The 19382-nt window shown below is 65.0% G+C and carries 15 protein-coding genes; 5 read left to right on the top strand and 10 right to left on the bottom strand.

Annotated features, from left to right (window positions below; translation table 11 throughout):
* Nucleotides 1-33: 33 nt before the first annotated feature.
* From ABMA59_RS08315 to ABMA59_RS08275, 9 genes are all read right to left on the bottom strand, one after another.
* Nucleotides 34-597, bottom strand: coding sequence for an ActR/PrrA/RegA family redox response regulator transcription factor (locus tag ABMA59_RS08315; RefSeq protein ID WP_349004872.1), 564 nt, complete (start codon nt 595-597; stop codon nt 34-36).
* Between the two features lie 62 nt (nt 598-659).
* Nucleotides 660-1985 (bottom strand): ActS/PrrB/RegB family redox-sensitive histidine kinase, encoded by a 1326-nt coding sequence (locus tag ABMA59_RS08310; protein ID WP_349004871.1) that lies wholly within the window; start codon nt 1983-1985, stop codon nt 660-662.
* A gap of 78 nt (nt 1986-2063) precedes the next feature.
* The gene (gene hrpB / locus ABMA59_RS08305) at nt 2064-4742 is read right to left on the bottom strand and encodes an ATP-dependent helicase HrpB (protein WP_349004870.1); all 2679 of its coding nucleotides are present in this window, start codon (nt 4740-4742) and stop codon (nt 2064-2066) included.
* 33 nt (nt 4743-4775) lie between these two features.
* Nucleotides 4776-5873: a DUF1513 domain-containing protein gene (locus ABMA59_RS08300; RefSeq protein WP_349004869.1), complete on the bottom strand. Its 1098-nt coding sequence runs from the start codon at nt 5871-5873 to the stop codon at nt 4776-4778.
* 4 nt (nt 5874-5877) lie between these two features.
* On the bottom strand, nt 5878-6924 hold the full coding sequence (locus ABMA59_RS08295; protein WP_349004868.1) for an imelysin family protein: 1047 nt from the start codon (nt 6922-6924) through the stop codon (nt 5878-5880).
* Nucleotides 6925-7220: 296 nt separating this feature from the next.
* Nucleotides 7221-8678 (bottom strand): di-heme oxidoreductase family protein, encoded by a 1458-nt coding sequence (locus ABMA59_RS08290; RefSeq protein ID WP_349004867.1) that lies wholly within the window; start codon nt 8676-8678, stop codon nt 7221-7223.
* A gap of 456 nt (nt 8679-9134) precedes the next feature.
* Entirely contained in the window at nt 9135-9620 is a 486-nt protein-coding gene (bfr, locus tag ABMA59_RS08285) for a bacterioferritin (protein ID WP_349004866.1), read from the bottom strand.
* Nucleotides 9586-9897, bottom strand: a complete 312-nt coding sequence (locus tag ABMA59_RS08280; RefSeq protein ID WP_349004865.1) for a bacterioferritin-associated ferredoxin — start codon at nt 9895-9897, stop codon at nt 9586-9588. The genes bfr and ABMA59_RS08280 overlap by 35 nt, the downstream gene beginning before the upstream one ends.
* A gap of 72 nt (nt 9898-9969) precedes the next feature.
* Nucleotides 9970-11274, bottom strand: a complete 1305-nt coding sequence (locus ABMA59_RS08275; RefSeq protein ID WP_349004864.1) for an imelysin family protein — start codon at nt 11272-11274, stop codon at nt 9970-9972.
* Nucleotides 11275-11837: 563 nt separating this feature from the next.
* Here ABMA59_RS08275 and ABMA59_RS08270 point away from each other — a divergent pair.
* The 4 genes from ABMA59_RS08270 to hemA all read left to right on the top strand — a co-directional run bounded on the left by ABMA59_RS08270 (nt 11838) and on the right by hemA (nt 16837).
* Nucleotides 11838-13079, top strand: coding sequence for an NAD(P)/FAD-dependent oxidoreductase (locus ABMA59_RS08270; protein WP_349004863.1), 1242 nt, complete (start codon nt 11838-11840; stop codon nt 13077-13079).
* A gap of 223 nt (nt 13080-13302) precedes the next feature.
* Nucleotides 13303-14562 (top strand): TCR/Tet family MFS transporter, encoded by a 1260-nt coding sequence (locus ABMA59_RS08265; protein ID WP_349004862.1) that lies wholly within the window; start codon nt 13303-13305, stop codon nt 14560-14562.
* 232 nt (nt 14563-14794) lie between these two features.
* Nucleotides 14795-15352, top strand: coding sequence for a thioredoxin family protein (locus ABMA59_RS08260; RefSeq protein ID WP_349004861.1), 558 nt, complete (start codon nt 14795-14797; stop codon nt 15350-15352).
* Between the two features lie 270 nt (nt 15353-15622).
* Nucleotides 15623-16837 carry a 5-aminolevulinate synthase gene (gene hemA / locus ABMA59_RS08255; protein WP_349004860.1) on the top strand — a complete coding sequence of 405 codons (1215 nt, stop codon included), beginning with the start codon at nt 15623-15625 and terminating at the stop codon, nt 16835-16837.
* 254 nt (nt 16838-17091) lie between these two features.
* Here hemA and ABMA59_RS08250 read toward each other — a convergent pair whose 3' ends face one another.
* Nucleotides 17092-17337, bottom strand: a complete 246-nt coding sequence (locus ABMA59_RS08250) for a nuclear transport factor 2 family protein (RefSeq protein ID WP_349004859.1) — start codon at nt 17335-17337, stop codon at nt 17092-17094.
* Between the two features lie 150 nt (nt 17338-17487).
* Here ABMA59_RS08250 and recQ point away from each other — a divergent pair, with 150 nt between their 5' ends.
* Complete coding sequence (gene recQ, locus ABMA59_RS08245) at nt 17488-19347, top strand: DNA helicase RecQ (RefSeq protein WP_349004858.1); 1860 nt, start codon at nt 17488-17490, stop codon at nt 19345-19347.
* The last annotated feature ends 35 nt before the right edge of the window (nt 19348-19382 follow it).

Raw genomic sequence — 19382 nt, 5'->3', positions numbered from 1 at the left:
CCCTGAAAGATGATGACTGCGCCGATAGGTCCGTCAGCGCGGTGCGCGTTTGGCCAGGATGCGCTGCAGCGTGCGGCGATGCATGTTGAGCCGGCGCGCCGTCTCGGAGACGTTGCGGTCGCACATTTCGTAGACGCGCTGGATATGCTCCCAGCGCACGCGGTCGGCCGACATAGGGTTTTCGGGCGGCGCGGCGCGCTGGCCACCAGTGCGGGTCAGCGCGGCGTAGATGTCGTCTGCGTCGGCGGGCTTCGACAGATAGTCGATGGCGCCGAGTTTCACCGCCGTGACGGCGGTGGCGATGTTGCCGTAGCCGGTGAGGATGACGGTGCGTGTGTCGGCGCGGCTCTCGCGAATGGCGGCCACCACGTCGAGCCCGTTGCCATCGCCGAGCCGCATGTCGACCACCGCATAGGCCGGCGCACCGGCCTTGGCCTTGGCGACTGCCTCCTCCACGCTCTCGGCCGTGTCCACCGAGAAACCACGTGCCTCCATGGCGCGCGCCAGCCGCGTCAGGAACGGCTTGTCGTCATCAACCAGCAGCAGCGAGGCGTCAGGCCCAATAGCCTTGTCTTGCAGCGGTTCCTCGGCGATCATCGGCGTCCATCCGTTTCTTATTGGCTATGTAATATATAGCTTTCCGGTCGCCTAATACCACCTTACGCCTGTTCGTACATGTCGTTCGGGGCGCTTCGCCGGCTGAGGAACTGTTCGCGGGTCCACGCCACCTGCACCACCGCTCCCTGGCCGCGCTGGTTGGCGTTGAAGAAGGACAGGGTGGCGCCCGAGCGCTCCAGCAGCGTCTTGGCGATGAACAGGCCGAGCCCCAGCCCGCCGCCGGGTTCCGCGCCCTGTCTTGTCGACATATAGGGCTCCCCGATGCGGTCGAGGATTTCCGGCGGAAAGCCAGGCCCGTCGTCTATCACGTCTATGATCACCGCGCTTTCGTCCCAGCGCCAGCGCAGCGTTACCACGCCTGCCGCGAAGTCGACCGCGTTCTCGACCAGATTGCCGAGCCCGTAGATGACGCCGGGGTTGCGGCGGGTGACGGGCTCCTCGCCGATCCGTTCCCCCGGCTCGAGGCGTATGGCGATGCCAAAATCGCGGTGCGGCGCGATCACCTCCTCGATGAGAGAGGTCAGCGGCAGCCGCGCCAGATGTTCGTCGCTTTCGGTCGACAGGCTGGTCAGACGCTTCAGGATCTCGCGGCAGCGCTCGCTCTGCGAGCGCAGCAGGGTGACGTCCTCCCGGTATTTGGGGTCGTTTCCCAGAGCCCGTTCCATCTCCTTGGCGACGACCGTGATGGTGGCCAGCGGCGTGCCGAGTTCATGGGCAGCGGCCGCCGCCAGCCCGTCGAGCGCGGAAAGGTGCTGTTCGCGCTGCAGCACAAGCTCGGTCGCGGCCAGTGCATTGGCGAGCAGCCGCGCCTCCTCGGCGACACGCCACGCATAGACCGCTGTGAAGGTGATCGACGAGAACACAGCCATCCACATGCCCGCGACATAGACGAAGGGGATGGTCAGTTCCGCGCCTTCGATCCACGGCAGCGGGAAATGAAAGAAAACCAGCGCGCTGGCCATCGCCATCACCAGCCCGCCGAGCACGGCGGTCATCTTCAGAGACAGCGTCGTCGCCGAGATGACGACCGGCACGGTTAGCAGCAGCGAGAACGGGTTGGTCAGCCCGCCGGTCAGATAGAGCAGGCCGGCGAGTTGGAGAGAATCGAACAGCAGCGTTGCCAGCGCCGAACTGGGCGCCAGCCGGTGCGCCGAAGGGTAACGGAAGGTGAGAAAAAGGTTCAGCCAGGCAGAGCAAGCGATCAGCGCGAAGCACAGGCTGACCGGCAACGGAAAATCCAGCCAGTAGGCGACGACGACGACGGTGACGCTCTGGCCGACCACCGCGAGCCATCGCAGGCGGATCAGAGTGTTCAGCCTGAGCCTGTGGGCCTGTTCGAAATCGGGCGTGGCGAGTGACTTGATCATGCGGCTCCTGGCGGTCTGTTGCCGGCATACGAGCCGTAGTCGCTTGGGGGCGGCGGTGCAATGCGGTTTAGGCGGTGCTCACGTCCCGCGCGGCTTCGCCCGGCTGGTGGCCGCGGCGTTCGCGGGATCCTCCGGCCACACATGTTTTGGATAGCGGCCGCGCATGTCGGCGCGCACGTCCGCCCAGGACCCGCGCCAGAAGGCGGGCAGGTCGCGTGTCGTCTGGATCGGCCGGTGCGCGGGCGACAGCAGTTCAAGCGTCAACGGCACCTTTCCGTCGCCGATCGCCGGATGGTTTTTCAGCCCGAACAGTTCCTGTACCCGGATCGAAAGCACTGGCGTCCCGCCGTCATAGCGGATCGGCACGTTGCTGCCCGAAGGTGCCGCAAAATGCGTCGGTGCCGCCTGATCGAGCCGGCGGCCAAGATCGTACGGCAGCAGCGAGCGCAGGCCCTGCGTCACCGCGCCGGGATCAATGCGGACGAATGAAGCCTCGCCGTTCAGGAAGGGTCGCAGCCAGTCCTCCAATGCTTCCGTCAGCGCCGCATCCGACACGTCGGGCCATGGAGCGCCGACATGAGCATGCAGCCAGGCGAGCCGGGCGCGCAGAACCTCGGCCTCCTTGCTCCACGGCAGCAGCGACAGCCCGTGCTCGCGCAAGGCGTCTAGGATCGCCCGGTCGGCATCGGCACCCTTCGGTGGTGGCAAAAGCTGTTCGGACAGCACCACCCCCCCCAGCTTGACGTGTTCGCGCGTACGCACGGCGCGACGCTCGACGTCGAATTCGGTGGTACGCCTGCGTTCGAGACGGTCGCCAAGAATCGCCCGGAGATCGGCTTCGCTCACAGCGGCGGCCGAGGAGATGCGGGCGTTCTGCGCCTTGCCCTGCAGGTCCGCGATGACAAGGTATTGTTCACCCGCCAGCGGATCGGCCGCGTCCAGCATTGCGCCTGTCCCATTCGCCAACACGAAGCGGCCGCGTTCGCCGCGCGCCTTGGCAATGCGGTCCGGCCAGGCGCGGAGAAGAAGGGAGCCGACGCTTTCCTCCCCACTTGCGGGGGAGGTGCCCGCGAAGCGGGCGGAGCGGGTTGGCTCAGGAAGCGCACTGCCTTCACCCTCCTCCTTGCGGGGAGGGTCGGCAAGCGGTCGGAGCGAAGCGGAGATTGTGCGACGTGGTGGGGTCGAATGAGGTTGGAGCACTTCAGCGGTTACCCCACCCCGCGCCGCAGACCCGCTCGTCCCGAGCGGGTCGCTCCGCGACCCTCCCCGCAAGGGGGAGGGTAAGGTCCGCGCCAGCCTTTCCGCCAACTGCCTCGCCGCCAACGCGCGCGGCGATTTTTCCCCGCGGAACCGCGAAACCCGCCTCTCCAGGTCGACGCTGTCGCCGCCCAGCCCGCGCTCGGTCAGCAGCACGGCGAGTTGTGCCGCGTCATGCGCGGCGCCAGTGAGTACCGCTGCCGCCACCATATGCGCCAGCCGCACCGGTAGCGCGAGCTTTCGCATCGCGGCACCCGCCTCCGTCAGCCGCCCGCCTTCGTCCAATGCGCCGAGCGCTCCAAGCAGCGCCTGCGCTTCGGCAAGCGCTGGCGCCGGCGGCGGGTCAAGGAAGGACAGTGTACGCGGATCGGCGACGCCGAACGCCGCGCAGTCGAGCAGCAGCGACGACAGGTCTGCCTCCAGAATCTCCGGTGTGTTGTAGGCGGCGAACGACGCGGTCTGCTCCGCCCGCCAGAGGCGGATCGCCACGCCCGGCTGCGTGCGGCCGGCGCGGCCGGCGCGCTGGTCGGCCGAGGCGCGGCTGACCCGCACCGTCTCCAGCCGGGTCAGACCCGAAGCCGGCTCGTAGCGCGGCACGCGCGACTGGCCGGAATCGATGATCACCCGCACCCCGTCGATGGTGATCGAGGTCTCGGCGATCGAAGTTGCCAGCACCACTTTCCGCCGCCCCGCCGGCGCAGGCCTTACAGCGGCGTCCTGCGTGCGGGCGTCGAGCTGGCCGTAGAGCGGTACGACGTCGACGGTCTCGGCAATGCGCCCCTCCAGCCGCTCGGCGGTGCGCAGAATTTCGCGCTGACCGGGCAGGAAGGCAAGCACGCTGCCGTCCTCCGTCGCCAGCGCCTCGCGGATCGAGCTGGCCATGGCGTCTTCGATCGGGACGCCGGGCGCGCGCTCGGAATATCGTATGTCGACCGGAAAACTCCTGCCGGCGCTCTCGATGACCGGTGCGGTTTCACTCAGCAACCGAGCCACCCGCGCACCGTCGACGGTGGCCGACATCACCAGCAGCCTGAGGTCCGGCCGCAGCGCGCTCTGCACGTCCAGCGCCAGCGCCAGGCCGAAATCGCCGTCCAGCGAGCGTTCGTGGAATTCGTCGAACAGGACGGCGGCGGTGCCCGGCAGTTCCGGATCGTCGAGGATCATGCGCGCCAAAATGCCTTCGGTGACGACGAGGATGCGCGTCCTCGCCGAAACCTTTCGCTCCATACGCATGGCGAAGCCGACGGTATCGCCCGGTTCCTCGCCGAGCAGCTCGGCCATGCGCCGCGCCGCCGCCCGCGCCGCCAGCCGCCGTGGTTCCAGGAGCAGAATCGTGCCCTCGCCGCGCCATCTTGCGTCGAGCAGCGCCAGTGGCACCAGCGTGGTCTTTCCGGCCCCCGGCGGCGCCACCAATACAACGTTGCTTCCGGCCTCCAACGCCGCCAGCAGCTTCGGCAGCGCTTCAGTGACGGGAAGGGCGGGGAGGTCGAGGCCGGTCATCAGGCAACCAGCTACACGATGTGCCGGCAGCGTCTACAGCAAAATCCGCAGCATATGGTTGTCCCAGACATGCTCCCGATCCTTCGCCGCCGCGCCATCGGGTAAGAGAATCTCGCCCGTGCCGGTGCTCGCTAGGAAACCGCCGCCATCCGGCGCGAGCCCGCAGACTTCGGTAAGGTCGCGGACGGCAACCAGCGCGCCGCTGGCCGCGTCGAGCACAGCCAGCGAATTGCCCTGCGGTGACGAAACGGCGACGGTGCCTGCAGAAGCGTTGGCCGCCACCGAGCCGACATAGTTGCGGAGGCCGAGCAGTGCCTTCTGGGGAATATCGATCAGTTCGAACTGCTCGCCCGTTCGGGCGCGGCCGACCAGCGCGGGATGCTCGCTCGCGGGTCCCTCATGCTGGCAGCCGAACCACAGCGTGCCGCCGCCGTCGAAATCCATGTGGCGGATGGAGAGCTTGTGCAGCGCCGGGTCGAGTTCGTGCTTTTCCAGAAGGTCGCCGGTGAGGCGGTCGACGAACACCAGCGACGGCTTCATGGTCGGGATGTTGAGTTTCGCCGCGCCGAAGTCCGGATGCGTTTCGATGCCGCCATTGGCAATGGCCAGCGTCTTGTCGTCCGGGCAAAGCAGCACCTCGTGCGGCCCAACGCCATGTGTCGAAAATTCGCCGATGCGGCGGAAAGCATCGGTCGCGTCATAGACGCCGACCATTCCGGCGGCGTTGTCGAAATCGTTCTCGGTGGTGTAGAGCAGGTTTCCGTCCGGCGAGAACACGCCGTGGCCAAAAAAATGCCGTCCGGCGACGCTCGGTATTGTGACCGGCTCGCGCTCACCGGCGTGGTCGAACACGACGGCGAAAGTGCCGGGCTGACGGGCGAACACCACCGAGTGCCGCGATACCGGGTCGAAGGTGATGTCGTGGCCGCGATCCGGCAGGTCGAGCGAATGCAGGATTTTTCCCTGTTCGGTGAGGATCGCGACGCCAAAGCCGCCGCCGCGATTCTGGTAGGCGGTGGCGAACAGCGCGTCGGCCTCGACCGAGCGTGCCACTGCCGGTGCGAGGGCGGCGATAAAGGACGCGCCGGCGGACTTCAAAAAATCGCGGCGGTCGAACAGCGGCGTGCGCACCGCCTCAATCCCCGTCCAGCGACGAGAAGCCGGCGGAGAGCCCGAGCGCTGCGGCCATGTTCACACCGAACAGTTCCGACAGGTGCGAGGTGATCAGCCGTAACGCGGGTAGCCCGCCGCGATTGTCGCTGGAAAGCATATCGGCGATCGGCGCCGGCTCGTGGCCGATCATGGTCTGCGACGTGTTAAACTCGAAATCGATCGACTGGGCGATCCACGCCGATTCCGCCGGCAGCAGGCTGGCCAGGCCAGAAGCCTCGAACAGTGCCTTCATGCCGGCGAGATTCTTGCCGAGCGAGATAACGGTCGCGCCGGAGCGCCAGAAAATCGCCTGCTTAGGCTTGTCGTCATCGGGCGTGTTGCCGAGAAAGCCGTTCAGCCGCACGTCGCGCGTCATTTCCAGCCCATGCACGAACACGTCGAACAATTCGGTCAACGCCTCGTCGTCGTTGCGATAGAGCGGATTGTCCGGCCCCGGATTGGCCCATGTGCTGGCTATACCGTCGGGCATCTGCCAGGCGTCGGAAATGGCTTTGGCCATGTCCTCGAGATTTTGCGCGATCGCCAGGCCGTAGGAGCAGCGATAGGGGTCGCCTGGAACGCCGAGCGTCTCGGAACCGGTGCCGAACAGCACAAATTCCAGCGCGCCCAGTCCCTGCATGGCGACGCTCTTGCCGGCGAGCTGCGCGGCATTGCCGGCCGTCGCGTCTTCGTCGGCCAGCGCCGCCTGAACCTGCTTCAGCCCGATACTTTTGCGGTCGGGCCAGAACAGGATGCGGTCCAGCCGGTTCTCCTCGGTCACCGGGCCGAAGCGGACGATTTCCACCCGCGACCAAGCCGAAACCAGGGCGACGAAATTTTTCCGGGCCGCTGCCAATTTCTCCTGCGAGGGTTTTGCGCACAGCGCCTGCACGTCGCCGGTCTCTTTCGCCGCCACCGTGTGGAACGCGGCATAGGCGGGACGGACGAAACCATCGATCGCCTTTTCGAGGGTGGCGTTGGCGGCGAGGGCGGGGAAGGCGAAGCAGGAAACAGTTAGACAAAGCAGCACGAGCAGAGATTTTGGAGTGTGACTTGGGTCGTCGCACTCCGTCCAACACCCCTCATCCGGCCTCGCTTCGCTCGGCCGCCTTCTCCCACAAGGGGAGAAGCGGGAGTTTCGCGCCAGCACTGTTGCAAATCTCGAACGTCTGCGATTTGCAGAGGCGAAAATGCGGCGCTTCACCTTCTCCCCTTGTGGGAGAGGGTGGCCGAGCGAAGCGAGGTCGGATGAGGGGTGTTGGACGGAGGGCGGCGTTGACACCACCTGCGACCACAATCTCGCGACCTTGCCAGGCAGACCAGCCATCACAGTGACTCCAGAAACGTGATCAGCGCCTCGCGGTCGGCGATGTCGAGTGCGGCGAATCTGTCGCGCGATTTCTGCGCCTCGCCGCTGTGCCAGAGGATCGCCTCGGTGAGGTTTCGCGCCCGCCCGTCATGCAGGAAAAATGTGTGGCCGGATACCCGCTTCGTCAGGCCGATGCCCCACAGCGGCGGGGTGCGCCACTCGTTGCCGGCGGCGTCGCCCACGGGCTGTCCGTCGGCCAGCCCGTCGCCCATGTCGTGAAGCAGGAAGTCAGAATAGGGCCAGATGAGCTGGAACGAGAACGCCTTGTCCGGCGTGTCGCGGCGCGTCACGAATTTCGGCGTGTGGCAGGAGGCGCAGCCGAGGTCGTAAAACACCTTCTTGCCGGCCAGAACTTGGCGCGCTCCGACGTCGCGGCGGGCCGGCACGGCGAGGTTCTGCGAATAGAAGGTGACGAGGTCCATTACCGGCGCCGGCGCTTCCACGTCGCCCAACCGCTCCTGCACGCCGGTCGGCATCGCCAAGCAATTCGCCTGCGCCTCGGTGCAATCGCCAAAGCTTTTCGGCACTTCGGGCGTCGAGATGCCGATGTCGCCGGCAAAGGCGTCGGCCGATTGCTGGCGGATCGACGGCGTCTGCGCCTTCCAGCCGAAGCGGCCGAGCGTCAGTTCGCGGCTCAGCTCGTCGCGCACGATGTTGGGCTTTCCGGAGATGCCATCGCCGTTCGCGTCGTCGGGATCGGCATTGGCTAGGATGTCGGCCGGATGGATCTGCTCGACCAGGCCGAGCCCGATCATCGCCGAAGTGACACGCGGCGACAACGTCGTGCCGGGATGCATCGGGCCGTAGGCGAGGTCCGCTACCCCATAGGCCGGCTTGCGCAGCGAAACTACAGTGCCGTCGCCCAGCGTCACCGGGATCTCTTCATAGGAGATCGTCATCTTGCCTTCGCCGGCCAATCCCGGCACGGCAAGGTCCTGCAACTGGCCGCCATAGACAGGGTCGGGGAAATTGAGCAGCTTGCGCTCGGTGAGCGCCTGCCTCTCCTCCTCGGTCTCGGCGGTACGCGCCAGCCGGAAGAACATGGAGGTGGTGTCGGCAGCACCTTCAGGCGGATGCCCGCGCCCGTCCTTCAGATGGCAGCTCTGGCAGGCCCGCGCGTTGAACAGGGGTCCGAGCCCGTCGCTGGCTTGCGTCGAGGACGGCGCCGATACCCATAGCTTTCGGAACAGCCCGTTGCCGAGCTTGAACGTGCCTTCCTGTTCGAAGGTGATGTTGGCCGAGGATTGCGAGAAGGCGTCCTGGTTCGGACGTTTCTTCGACGTTGCGGCGCCGCCGGGCAGGAGTTCGAACGGTTCAGGCTTGGAAAAATCTTGTGTCGGCGCGGTGACGGATTTTACGCGCGCGGCATCTTTGGCGGAGAGGTCTTCGCGGGTGGTGGTGAGCCCGGCAGGCATATCGCCTGCAACGGCTCGGGGCGAGATGGAGATTACGCAGAACAGGGCGGCGGCGATAAGAAACGCCGGGGACAGTTTACTTTCTTCCCGCAGAAGGGCGCAACCGCTGCAAAGCTGACGCAGGCGGAAAAAAGTAAACTGTCCCCTGGGGGCGTCCTTCCAGGCTCGCCCGCAAAAAATCGAGCTGAATTTTCGTACGTCGGTGGAGGTTCGCACCTCAGAATGAGGACCATCGGCGCTGCGAGCCGGCTTTGACCAGAGTTCAGAATTGTCGCTGGGCGCGACCGCAACAGGACGAGCGCTGTTGGCACCGCCCGTCCTAATCCTGAGGTGCGAGCCCCCAATGCCGTCTGAAAACTTGATATCGTCCTTCGCGGGCGAGCCTCGAAGGACGCACCGGACCCACTCAAATGCGCTGCGGCGCGTGGAAAACCCTATGCGCCGCATGAAGACATCTCAGTGCGCTTCGTTCGCCGGTTCGGCGTTGAGCTGGCCGTACTTCTCCTCGCCGATGGAGGCGAGCAGATCGAGCTGGGTCTCGAGGAAGTCGATATGGCCTTCCTCGTCCTTGAGAAGGTCCTCAAACAATTCCATGGTCACGTAGTCGCCGAGTTCCTGGCAGACCTCGCGCGACTTCTTGTAGGACGTGCGGGCGTCATATTCGCCGGCGAGGTCGGACTCCAGAACTTCCTTGACGTTCTGGCCTATGCGCAGCGGCGCCAGAGACTGCAGGTTCGGATGCCCCTCGAGGAAAATGATGCGGGCGATGATCTTGTCGGCGTGGTGCATTTCCTCGATCGATTCCGCGCGCTCCTTCTTGGCGAGCTTCTGGTAGCCCCAGTCGTCGAGAAGGCGGTAGTGAAGCCAGTATTGGTTGACGGCCCCCAGCTCCAGGAACAGAGCCTCGTTAAGCCGCTCGATGACTTGTTTTTCGCCCTTCATGGGTCCTGCTCCCGTATTCGGCCCGCAGTCCTCTGACGCGGTCCAGGTGTGAAACGACATCCATCCCGGCCGCCTCCGACCGGAGATGATAGGCTTCGGTTACCCGAATGATCGTTTCCACCACATTTGGGAAGCAGCCGCAACAGCGCCCGCGCTTGCGCAGGCTGTGATAGACCTTCGCCGGTACGATGAGCGTCCAGGGATCCTGCTCGAGCAGGTTAAGTATCGCTTCTTCGATCTCCCTTTCGGTGATGAGATTGCAGTGACAGATCAGCATTTTCGTCTCTGGACTGGCTGACGGCGCAGGGTCTCGCTCGCGCCGCTTGGCTATTTTGCGGCCGGGTTGGCCCTATTCGAACACCTTGTCCGGTGCGTCGAGGCTGTCGGAGCCTTCGAAGGCGATGGCGTCGAGCTTCAGCGCCGCGACCGCGCGTTCGATCGACTTGGTCTGGTCGACCAGCGCGTCGATCGCGGCCTGTACAGTCGCGTTGCCTTCCGTGTTGCCTTCGCCGATCTGCTGGTCATAGGCCTCGCCGCCCTCGGCGCGCTTCTTGATCGCTTCCATCTTTTCGACCGTGGCGTTCAGCTTGCCGACCAGTTCGGCGTCCACCGCCGGGTCGGCTTCCCTGACCAGCGCCGAGATCGACGGGCCTTCCACCTTGCTCCCGTCGACGCGTGTGTAGCTGCCCGTGTAGACGTTACGGATGCCTACCGCGTCGTAGAGATGCGAGATATAGGTATTGTCCGAGAAGCAATCATGCTCCTCCTCCGGATCGTGCAGCATGAGGCCGAGCTTCATGCGCTCGCCGGCCAGTTCGCCGTAGGAGAGCGAGCCCATGCCGGTGAGGATCGTGGCGATGCCGGTCTTGGCGTCGCCGTCGGTAAGAGCCTTGCGCGCCGCGCCTTGCGCCTTCCAGTTTTCGACCATTTCCTGCAGGTCGCTGACCAGCAGGTCGCTCGCGGCAGCCAGATACTGGGCGCGGCGGTCGCAATTGCCGCCGGTGCAATTGGCGGTGTCGTAGTCGGTGAAGGGGCGGTTGCCGGCTCCGGGCCCCGTGCCGTTCAGGTCCTGGCCCCACAGCAGGAATTCGATCGCATGGTAACCGGTGGCGACGTTGGCCTCGATGTCGCCGGCCTCTTGCAGCGTGCCCGACAGAAACTCGGGCGTAAGGTTTGTGGCGTCGACCTTCTGGCCGTTGATCTCGATTTCCTTGTTGGCGATGACGTTCGCCGTATAGAGCGTGTTCTCGTCTGATTCGGTGCCGTAGCTGTTGTCGACATAGTCGATCAGGCCTTCGTCAAGCGGCCAGGCGTTGACGCGGCCCTCCCAGTCGTCAACGATGGCGTTGCCGAAGCGATAGGCTTCCGTCTGCTGATAAGGAATGCGCGCCGCCTTCCAGGCCTCCTTGGCGGCGGCCAGCGTCTCGGCCGAGGGTTTTGCGATCAACGCGTCGACGGCCTTGTCCAGCGCCTGCGCGGTGGTCAGCGCGTCGCCATAGTTGGCCAGCGCGATGTCGGCATAGGTGTCGATCACCGCCTTCGGATCGGTCTCTGCCTTGGCCGGCAGCACGAAGACTGCGGCGGTCAGCGCCACTGTGGCCGCCAGCGCGGCGATGCGCGCCGCATGCCTGGTCGGATGAAATGCATGCGTCATACCAGTCTCCTCACGTCGAAAAATTGCTTGATGCCTGCCGCGCCGTTGTGCGTGATACGCCGACGTCGCCCGTGATGGCGGCGCGCCGATGGGCCGTGAAAGCGGCGGATTTTGGGGCCTTGCCTGCGAGCAAGACATGGAAAGAACTCACAAAAACCTCCAATCGCATGGGGTCAAGGCCCAGACATTAAAGGCGCGCGCCTACTGGCGCACGCTTGCCCTTTACGGCTGCGGGGCCCGGAAAGTCAATGCAAATTCTAAAAAAGCGCCTTCAAATCAATATGTTAGAACTGTTCTAAACTAGTCACCTTTTTGCAAGCGGGCCAGTGGCTTGGCTGTCTGCCTCGTTCGGAGACGAGGCCGCCTGCTTGACAGCGGGCTGGCCAAAGTGCGACGCCCCGCCGCACGACGGTGTCGGCGGGGGACGATCGAAACCGTGGGCTCGCGGGCAAGATCATGACTCTTCGTCGAAAAGGCGCACGGCTTGGGAAAGGTTATTGGGATTCTACGCCGCCGGTGCAGAACCGAATGAAACCGACCGAAGGCAATCAACGGAAGAAAGCATGACCAACGGCGTCGTCATCATCGGAGCGGGGCATGCCGGTGTGCAGGCCGCTGCCAGCCTGCGCGAGGAAGGTTTTTCCGGCCCTGTGACGCTGGTTGGCGATGAGAACGAACTGCCCTACCACAAGCCGCCCCTGTCGAAGGCTTTTCTCAAGGACACGCAGGCAAAACCCCAGATGCTGCGCGCCGAGGCCTTTTATACGGGCGCCGATATCGGCCTGCGTTTTGGCCATCGCGTCGCCGCCATCGACACAGCCGCGCGGCAACTCGTGTTCGACGACAGCGCAAAGCTCGGCTTCGATCGCCTGATCCTCGCCACCGGTTCCCGCCCCCGCGCCCTGCCGCTTGACGGCGCGATCCTGGCCGGCGTGTTTTCGCTGCGAACCGTCGCCGACGCGCGTGCCATTCGCGACCATGCCGCGGCCGCCGAAAACGTCGTGGTGCTAGGCGGCGGCTTCATCGGGCTGGAGATCGCCGCCACGCTTGCCGCCGGCGGGCGTAGGGTAACAGTGGTCGAAGCGCAGGACCGCCTGCTTGGTCGCGCCGTCGCGCCGGCGGTGTCCGCCCATGTCGCCGGGCGGCTTGCCGCTTCCGGCGTCCGCCTGCTGATGCGCACCACCGTCGAACGCCTTGACGGAGAAAACGGCCATGTCCTCGCCGTCACCACTTCGGCGGGCGAGCACATCCCGGCCGACATGGTGCTGGTCGGCATCGGCGCGGTCCCCAGCACCGAACTCGCCGAGGCTGCCGGCCTCGCGGTGACAAACGGCATCCGCGTCGACCCGCAGATGCGCACGTCGGTTCCCGAGATCCTGGCGATCGGCGACGCGGTCAATTACCTGCACTGGCAGACCGGCGCCGACGTGCGCTTGGAATCGGTACAGAATTCCACAGACCAGGCGAAACTCGCCGCCCGCACCCTCACCGGCCACGACGATCCCTACACGGCGGTGCCGTGGTTCTGGTCCGACATCGGCGACATGAAGCTGCAGATGGTCGGGCTGCCCGGCGCTAGCGACCGCACGGTTCTGGCCGGCGATCCGACGGAAAACCGCTTTTCGGCCTTCCACTACGCCGGCGACCGGCTGACGGCGATCGAGTCGGTCAACCGTCCCGCCGACCACATGATGGGCCGAAAGATGCTCGCCGCCGGCTTTTCGCCGACGCCCGAACAGGTGGCTGCCGGCGACTTAAAGGACACCTTCGCACGGTGGCAGAGCGCGGGTTCCCCTCCCCCTTGAGGGGAGGGTCCGGCCGGAGGCCGGGGGAGGGGTCACCGCGGCCATACTCGACTCAAAGCAACGCCCGGCGTTTGGCCGCATGGACCCCTCCCTGCCCTTCGGGCCAACCCTCCCCTCAAGGGGGAGGGAAGCCTCCGCCCTGTCGGGAGCCACCCGCTGGCCCAATGGCATTGGCCACAGCCGCGGCCTATAAACCCGCTCCCGAAAATGCCGCGAGGCCGACATGAATCCGATCACCGGCAGCCGCCGCAAAGCGGCGCTCGCCTTCATCTTCGTCACGGCGGTGCTCGACATCATCACCATGGGCATCATCATCCCGGTGCTGCCGCCGCTGATCGAGGAATTCGCCGGCTCGAACGCCGAGGCTGGCTGGATCAACGGCGTGTTCGTGGCGCTGTGGGCCGGCGCGCAGTTCATCTGCTCGCCGGTCGTCGGTTCGCTCTCCGACCGCTACGGACGCCGCCCGGTCATCCTGCTCTCCTGCGCCGGGCTCGCTGCCGACTACGTGCTGATGGCGCTGGCGCCGAACCTCTGGTGGCTGGCGCTTGGCCGCATCGTCGCCGGCGTCACCTCGTCGAGTTTCACCACTGTCTTCGCCTACATGGCCGACATCACACCGCCCGAAGGCCGGGCGCGCGCCTATGGTTTGATCGGCGCGGCATTTTCCGGCGGCTTCGTGTTCGGCCCGGTGCTGGGCGGGTTTCTTGGCGAAATCTCGCCGCGCGCGCCGTTCTGGTTCGCGGCCGGGCTTGCCGGCGTCGCCTTCCTCTACGGCCTGTTGGTGCTGCCGGAATCGCTCGCGCCGGAAAAACGCATGGCCTTTTCCTGGGCTCGCGCCAACCCGTTCGGTGCGCTGAAATTGCTGCGCTCGCATACCGAATTGTTCGGGCTCGCCTCCGTCAATTTCCTGCTCTATTTCGCCCACCACGTCTTCTCCGCCGTCTTCGTGCTCTACGCCGGCGACCGCTATGGCTGGGGGCCGTGGCAGGTCGGACTGGTGCTGGCGCTGGTCGGTGTGCTCGACATGAGCGTGCAGGGTCTGCTCGTCGGCCCTGCCGTCAAACGCTTCGGCGACCGCGCGGTGATGGTGTTCGGCCTGTTCGGCGGCGCGGTCGGCATCGCCTGTATGGGGCTGGCGCCTACCGGCTGGCTGTTCGCCGCCGCGATGATCCCCAACGCACTGTGGGGCCTGTCCATGCCGACCTTGCAGTCGCTGATGACGCGGCTGGTCTCGGAATCCGAGCAGGGCCAGTTGCAGGGCGCCAATATGAGCGTCGCCTCGATCGCCGGCGTCGCCTCGCCGCTGTTCTTCGGCGCGGTCTATGCCGCCACAGTACAGCCCGAAAATTTCGCGCCGTTCCCCGGGTTGTCTTTCTTTATCGCCGCCGCGACCCTGCTTTTGGGCGGCCTGCTCGGCTGGGTGGTTGCCCGCCGCGCGGCGGAAGCCGAGGCGCGAGCCGAGCCGGCTTTCCCTCCCCCTTGAGGGGAGGGTGCCGAGCGAAGCGGTCCGAAGGACGGTGGGGTCGTTGCGGCGATACTCGGTGCAAAGAGACGTCACAGCTTGGCCGCGGTGATCCCACCCGGCCGCTGCGCGGCCACCCTCCCCTCAAGGGGGAGGGAAGCGCCTCGCCTTACACTTTCGGGCAAGTTGGCCAGCAAAAGGTTCAAATGCCCGGCGAAAGGCGGTAAACAGCCAGGACCGCTGGAGACCCGCGATGGCATCGATCCCGCCTGTCTGCGATTTCGGCTGGCAGGCCGTCGACGCGGTGCTGCCGGGCACCGACGGCAAGCGCCATTCGGTGCTGGGGCAGGCCGGGCCGAACGGCCTCGTCGTCGCCTTCATCTGCAACCATTGCCCTTATGTGAAGGCCGTCATCGGCCGCATTGTGCGCGACGCCGCCGATCTGAAGCCGCACGGCATCGGCTTCGTCGCGATAAATTCCAACGACGCGTCAGCCTATCCCGCCGATTCCTTCGACAACATGTTGCGTTTCGCCGCCGAGAACGGTTTTGGCTTCGCCTACCTTCACGACGAGCACCAGGCGCTCGCGCTTGCCTATGGCGCCGCCTGCACGCCGGATTTCTTCGGTTTCAACAGCGACTGCAAGCTGCAATATCGCGGCCGTCTCGACGCTTCGCGCAAGGAAGTCGGCCCACAGGATCTGCGCCGCGACCTTTTCGAAGCGATGACCGAGGTGGCCCGCACCGGCCAGGGCCCGCGTGACCAGATCGCGTCTGTGGGTTGCTCGATTAAATGGAAGGATGCGGCATGACCGTTACACAGCCGCAACGCGGCGGATACCTGGCTGCAACTTTCTTGATACGGCTTCAAAATTTTGCGCGGGCGAATGGAAAGGGCGATCTGATACGTTCGTGATATTGACGGAGATCAAGGCCGCCCAGTGGCGGCCGATGATAGCTGCCGGGGCGTTTGCGGCATTTCGCCGCCGCGCCGGAGCGTATGGTTGAAATGAAAGGGCAAGGGCGCGATACGCTCTTGCCGAGGTACCGAGGGAAAAATCCCCCAGGGAGCTTTAAAGCCGATGGATTTCGAAAATTTCTTCGCCGAAAAGCTGGACGGCCTGCACAAGGAAGGCCGCTACCGGGTGTTCGCCGATCTGGAGCGCCGCGCCGGCCTGTTTCCGCGCGCCCTGCGTTATTCCGGTGAGGAGGCGCGCGAAGTCACCGTCTGGTGCTCCAACGACTATCTCGGTATGGGTCAGAACCCGACAGTCCTCGCCGCCATGCATGAGGCGCTGGAGAAGTGTGGCGCCGGCGCCGGCGGCACGCGCAACATTTCCGGCACCAACCATTACCATGTCCTGCTCGAGCGCGAACTCGCCGACCTGCATGGCAAGGAAGGCGCCCTGCTCTTCACTTCCGGCTACGTCTCCAACTGGACGACGCTGTCGACGCTGGGCGCCAACATCCCCGGCTGCGTGATCTTCTCGGACGAGGGCAATCACGCCTCGATGATCGAGGGCATCCGCCATTCCAAGGCCGAGAAGCGCATCTGGAAGCACAACGACCCCGCCGACCTCGACCGCGTGCTCTCCGAATACGGCGCCGGCGTGCCGAAGATCGTCGCCTTCGAAAGCGTCTACTCGATGGACGGCGACATAGCGCCGATCGCCGAGATCGTTGCCATCGCCGAAAAACACGGCGCAATGACCTATCTCGACGAAGTGCACGCGGTCGGCATGTATGGCGCGCGCGGCGGCGGCGTCGCCGAGCGCGACGGGTTGATGGACCGCATCACCATCATCGAGGGCACGCTCGGAAAAGCCTTCGGCGTGGTCGGCGGCTATATCACCGGTTCGGCCAAACTGATCGACTTCGTTCGCTCCTTCGCCAGCGGCTTCATCTTCACCACGGCGCTGCCGCCGCATGTGGCGGCCGGCGCGCTGGCCTCGATCCGCCATTTGAAGGCCAGCCCGTTCGAGCGCGCCCGCCACCAGGACCGGGTCAGGAAGGTTCGCGCTGGGCTCGACCGCATCGGCATCCCTTACATGGCCAACACCAGCCACATCGTGCCGGTGATGGTGCGCGACGCTGCCAAGTGCAAGTGGATCAGCGATATCCTGCTGGACCGCTACAGCGTCTATGTGCAGCCGATCAACTACCCGACCGTGCCGCGCAAGACCGAGCGCTTGCGTATCACGCCGTCGCCGCTGCACAGCGACGCCGACATCGACCATTTGATCCACTCGCTGTCGGATTTGTGGTCGCAATGCGCGCTGGCCCGGCAGGTGGCCTGAACAGAATCCGGGGACAGTTTACTTTTTTCGGCCAGTGCTGCCTTGAAGAGGCCGCGCGTTACTGCCGAAAAAGTAAACTGTCCCCTGCGCTTCCCCTTCGAGCATCGACCGCGCGCGAACGGTTTTCGGGCTTCCCGGTGGACAGAGTATCCTTGGTTCGCATCGCGGCAACTCCGAAACGGCAGCGTAGACTTGCGAATTCAATAGATTTTCCCCGAGGTTCCGGCCTCGTCCGAGCCGGCTAAATACCTTGCCTATTCCGGCTTCACACGCCTCCACAAATCGTTGAAGGCGATTGCGTCGAAGAAGGCCGTCGCCCTGGTGATCTTGCCGTCCTTGAGGTCAAGGAACCAATCATAGGTATTTTCGTAGGGTTTTCCGTCCTTCGCCGTTCCCGCCGCGTCGAACAGGATGATCACGGTGTCACCCCTGGCGTGGATTTCCCGGATATCGGGTTTCAGGCCGACACTCATGCGGCGACGAAGGGCTTGATCGCTCAAATGTATCGGTAGAATGGCAAGGGCAGTCAACAAGGTGCCCCGGCGAATATTCTAGCCGGATCGCGGTTTCAGTTCCGAACCTTTCCTGTTGACGCTCACGGTTGTCGCTGGACCTGTGCCATAAACCGGCCTTCTGACGAAAGCGATTCCATGCCGCAGACCCAAGGCCTCATCAATCCGCTGTTTGGCAGCGATGGCGCGGACAATCCGCTCGGCGTGCTCAAGCGGATCTACGGTTACTCCTCTTTCCGCGGCAAGCAGGCCTCCGTCGTGGAACGGGTCGTTTCGGGCGGCGATGCCGTCGTGCTGTTTCCGACCGGTGCCGGCAAGTCGCTCTGCTTTCAGATTCCCGCCCTTTGCCGCGACGGTGTCGGGATCGTCATTTCGCCGCTGATCGCGCTGATGCGCGACCAGGTGGAGGCATTGAGGCAATTGGGCGTGCGGGCCGCCGCGCTCAATTCCTCGCTGACGCGCGAGGAGTTTTTGGATGTCCGACGGGCAATCGCCGGTGGCGACCTCGATCTTCTCTATGTTACTCCCGAGCGCATCGTCACGTCCGCGTTCAAGGAGTTGATCGGCAACGCCCGGATCGCTTTGTTCGCGATCGACGAGGCGCATTGCGTCTCCCAGTGGGGCCATGATTTCAGGCCGGAATACCGCGAACTCGGCCAACTCGCGGTGCAATATCCAGGCGTTCCGCGCATGGCGCTGACGGCGACCGCCGATCCGCATACCCGCGAAGACATAATCGACAAGCTTGCGCTGCGTTCGGCGGAAGTCTTCACGACCTCATTCGACCGCCCCAACATCGCCTATGAGATCGTCGAGCGCGACCAGCCACGCCAGCAGCTTCTGCGTTTCCTGTCGCGACACAAGGGTTCGAGCGGCATCGTCTACTGCCTGTCGCGCGCCAAGGTGGAGGATACGGCCGAATGGCTGAACGGGCAGGGCATCCGCGCGCTCGCTTATCATGCCGGCATGGAGCGAGCCGTTCGCGACGCAAATCAGGACGCATTCCTCCAACAAGAGGAGCTTTGCCTGGTCGCCACCGTCGCTTTCGGCATGGGAATCGACAAACCGAACGTGCGTTATGTCGCCCATCTCGACCTGCCGGGCTCGGTCGAAGCCTATTATCAGGAAACCGGCCGCGCCGGCCGCGACGGGCTGCCGTCCGATGTCTGGATGGCTTACGGCATGGCCGATGTCATCCATCGCGGACGGATGATCGACGAAGGCACGTCCGGTGACCATATCAAGCGTGTCGAGCGCGCCAAGCTCAACGCGCTGCTTGCCATCTGCGAAACGCCGGGCTGCCGCAGGCAGGCGATTCTCGCCCATTTCGGCGAGGCGCATGCGGGTCGCTGCAACAACTGCGACACTTGCCTCAAGCCGGTCGAAACCTGGGACGGGACCGACGCCGCGATCAAGGCCTTGGCGGCGATCTACCGGACGGGCGAACGTTTCGGAACCGGCCATCTTATCGACGTGCTCGCGGGCAACAGGAACGAGAAGACCGTCAGATTCGGCCATGCCGACATGCCGGTTTTCGGCGCGGGCAGGGATATCCCGCCGAAGACATGGCATTCGGTCTACCGCCAGCTTCTCGCAGCCGGCCTCGTCAGCGTCGACCACGAAGCATTCGGGGCCTTGAAGCTGGAGTCGGGCGCGCGCGCGGTCTTCAAGCGCGAACGCGAAGTGCGCTTTCGAAAAGACCGTCCGACAACGAGAAAGGCATCGAGAAGCGCTACCTCACATTCGACCAACGCCAGGTCCGCGCTCGAGGGCTCCGATATGCAATTGTTCGAGGCCCTCCGCGCCGCCCGCTTGGCGATCGCCAAGGAACTTTCGGTGCCGCCCTATGTGGTCTTCCCCGACACGACGCTGGTTGCATTCGCAACCGACCGCCCCACGAGCCGCGATGCGCTGCTCGGCATTTCCGGCGTCGGACAGTCGAAATTGGAGCGCTATGGCGATGCGTTCCTGAAGGTGATCCGGGCGCATCGAGAATGACCAGGATGGGCGCCGGTGCACGTTTCTTTGGCGAG

The organism is Mesorhizobium yinganensis (assembly GCF_040081985.1).
GTDB classification, from domain to species: domain Bacteria; phylum Pseudomonadota; class Alphaproteobacteria; order Rhizobiales; family Rhizobiaceae; genus Kumtagia; species Kumtagia yinganensis.
Note: the sequence above shows the minus strand (reverse complement) of the source record. Positions and strands in the feature narration are given on the sequence as shown.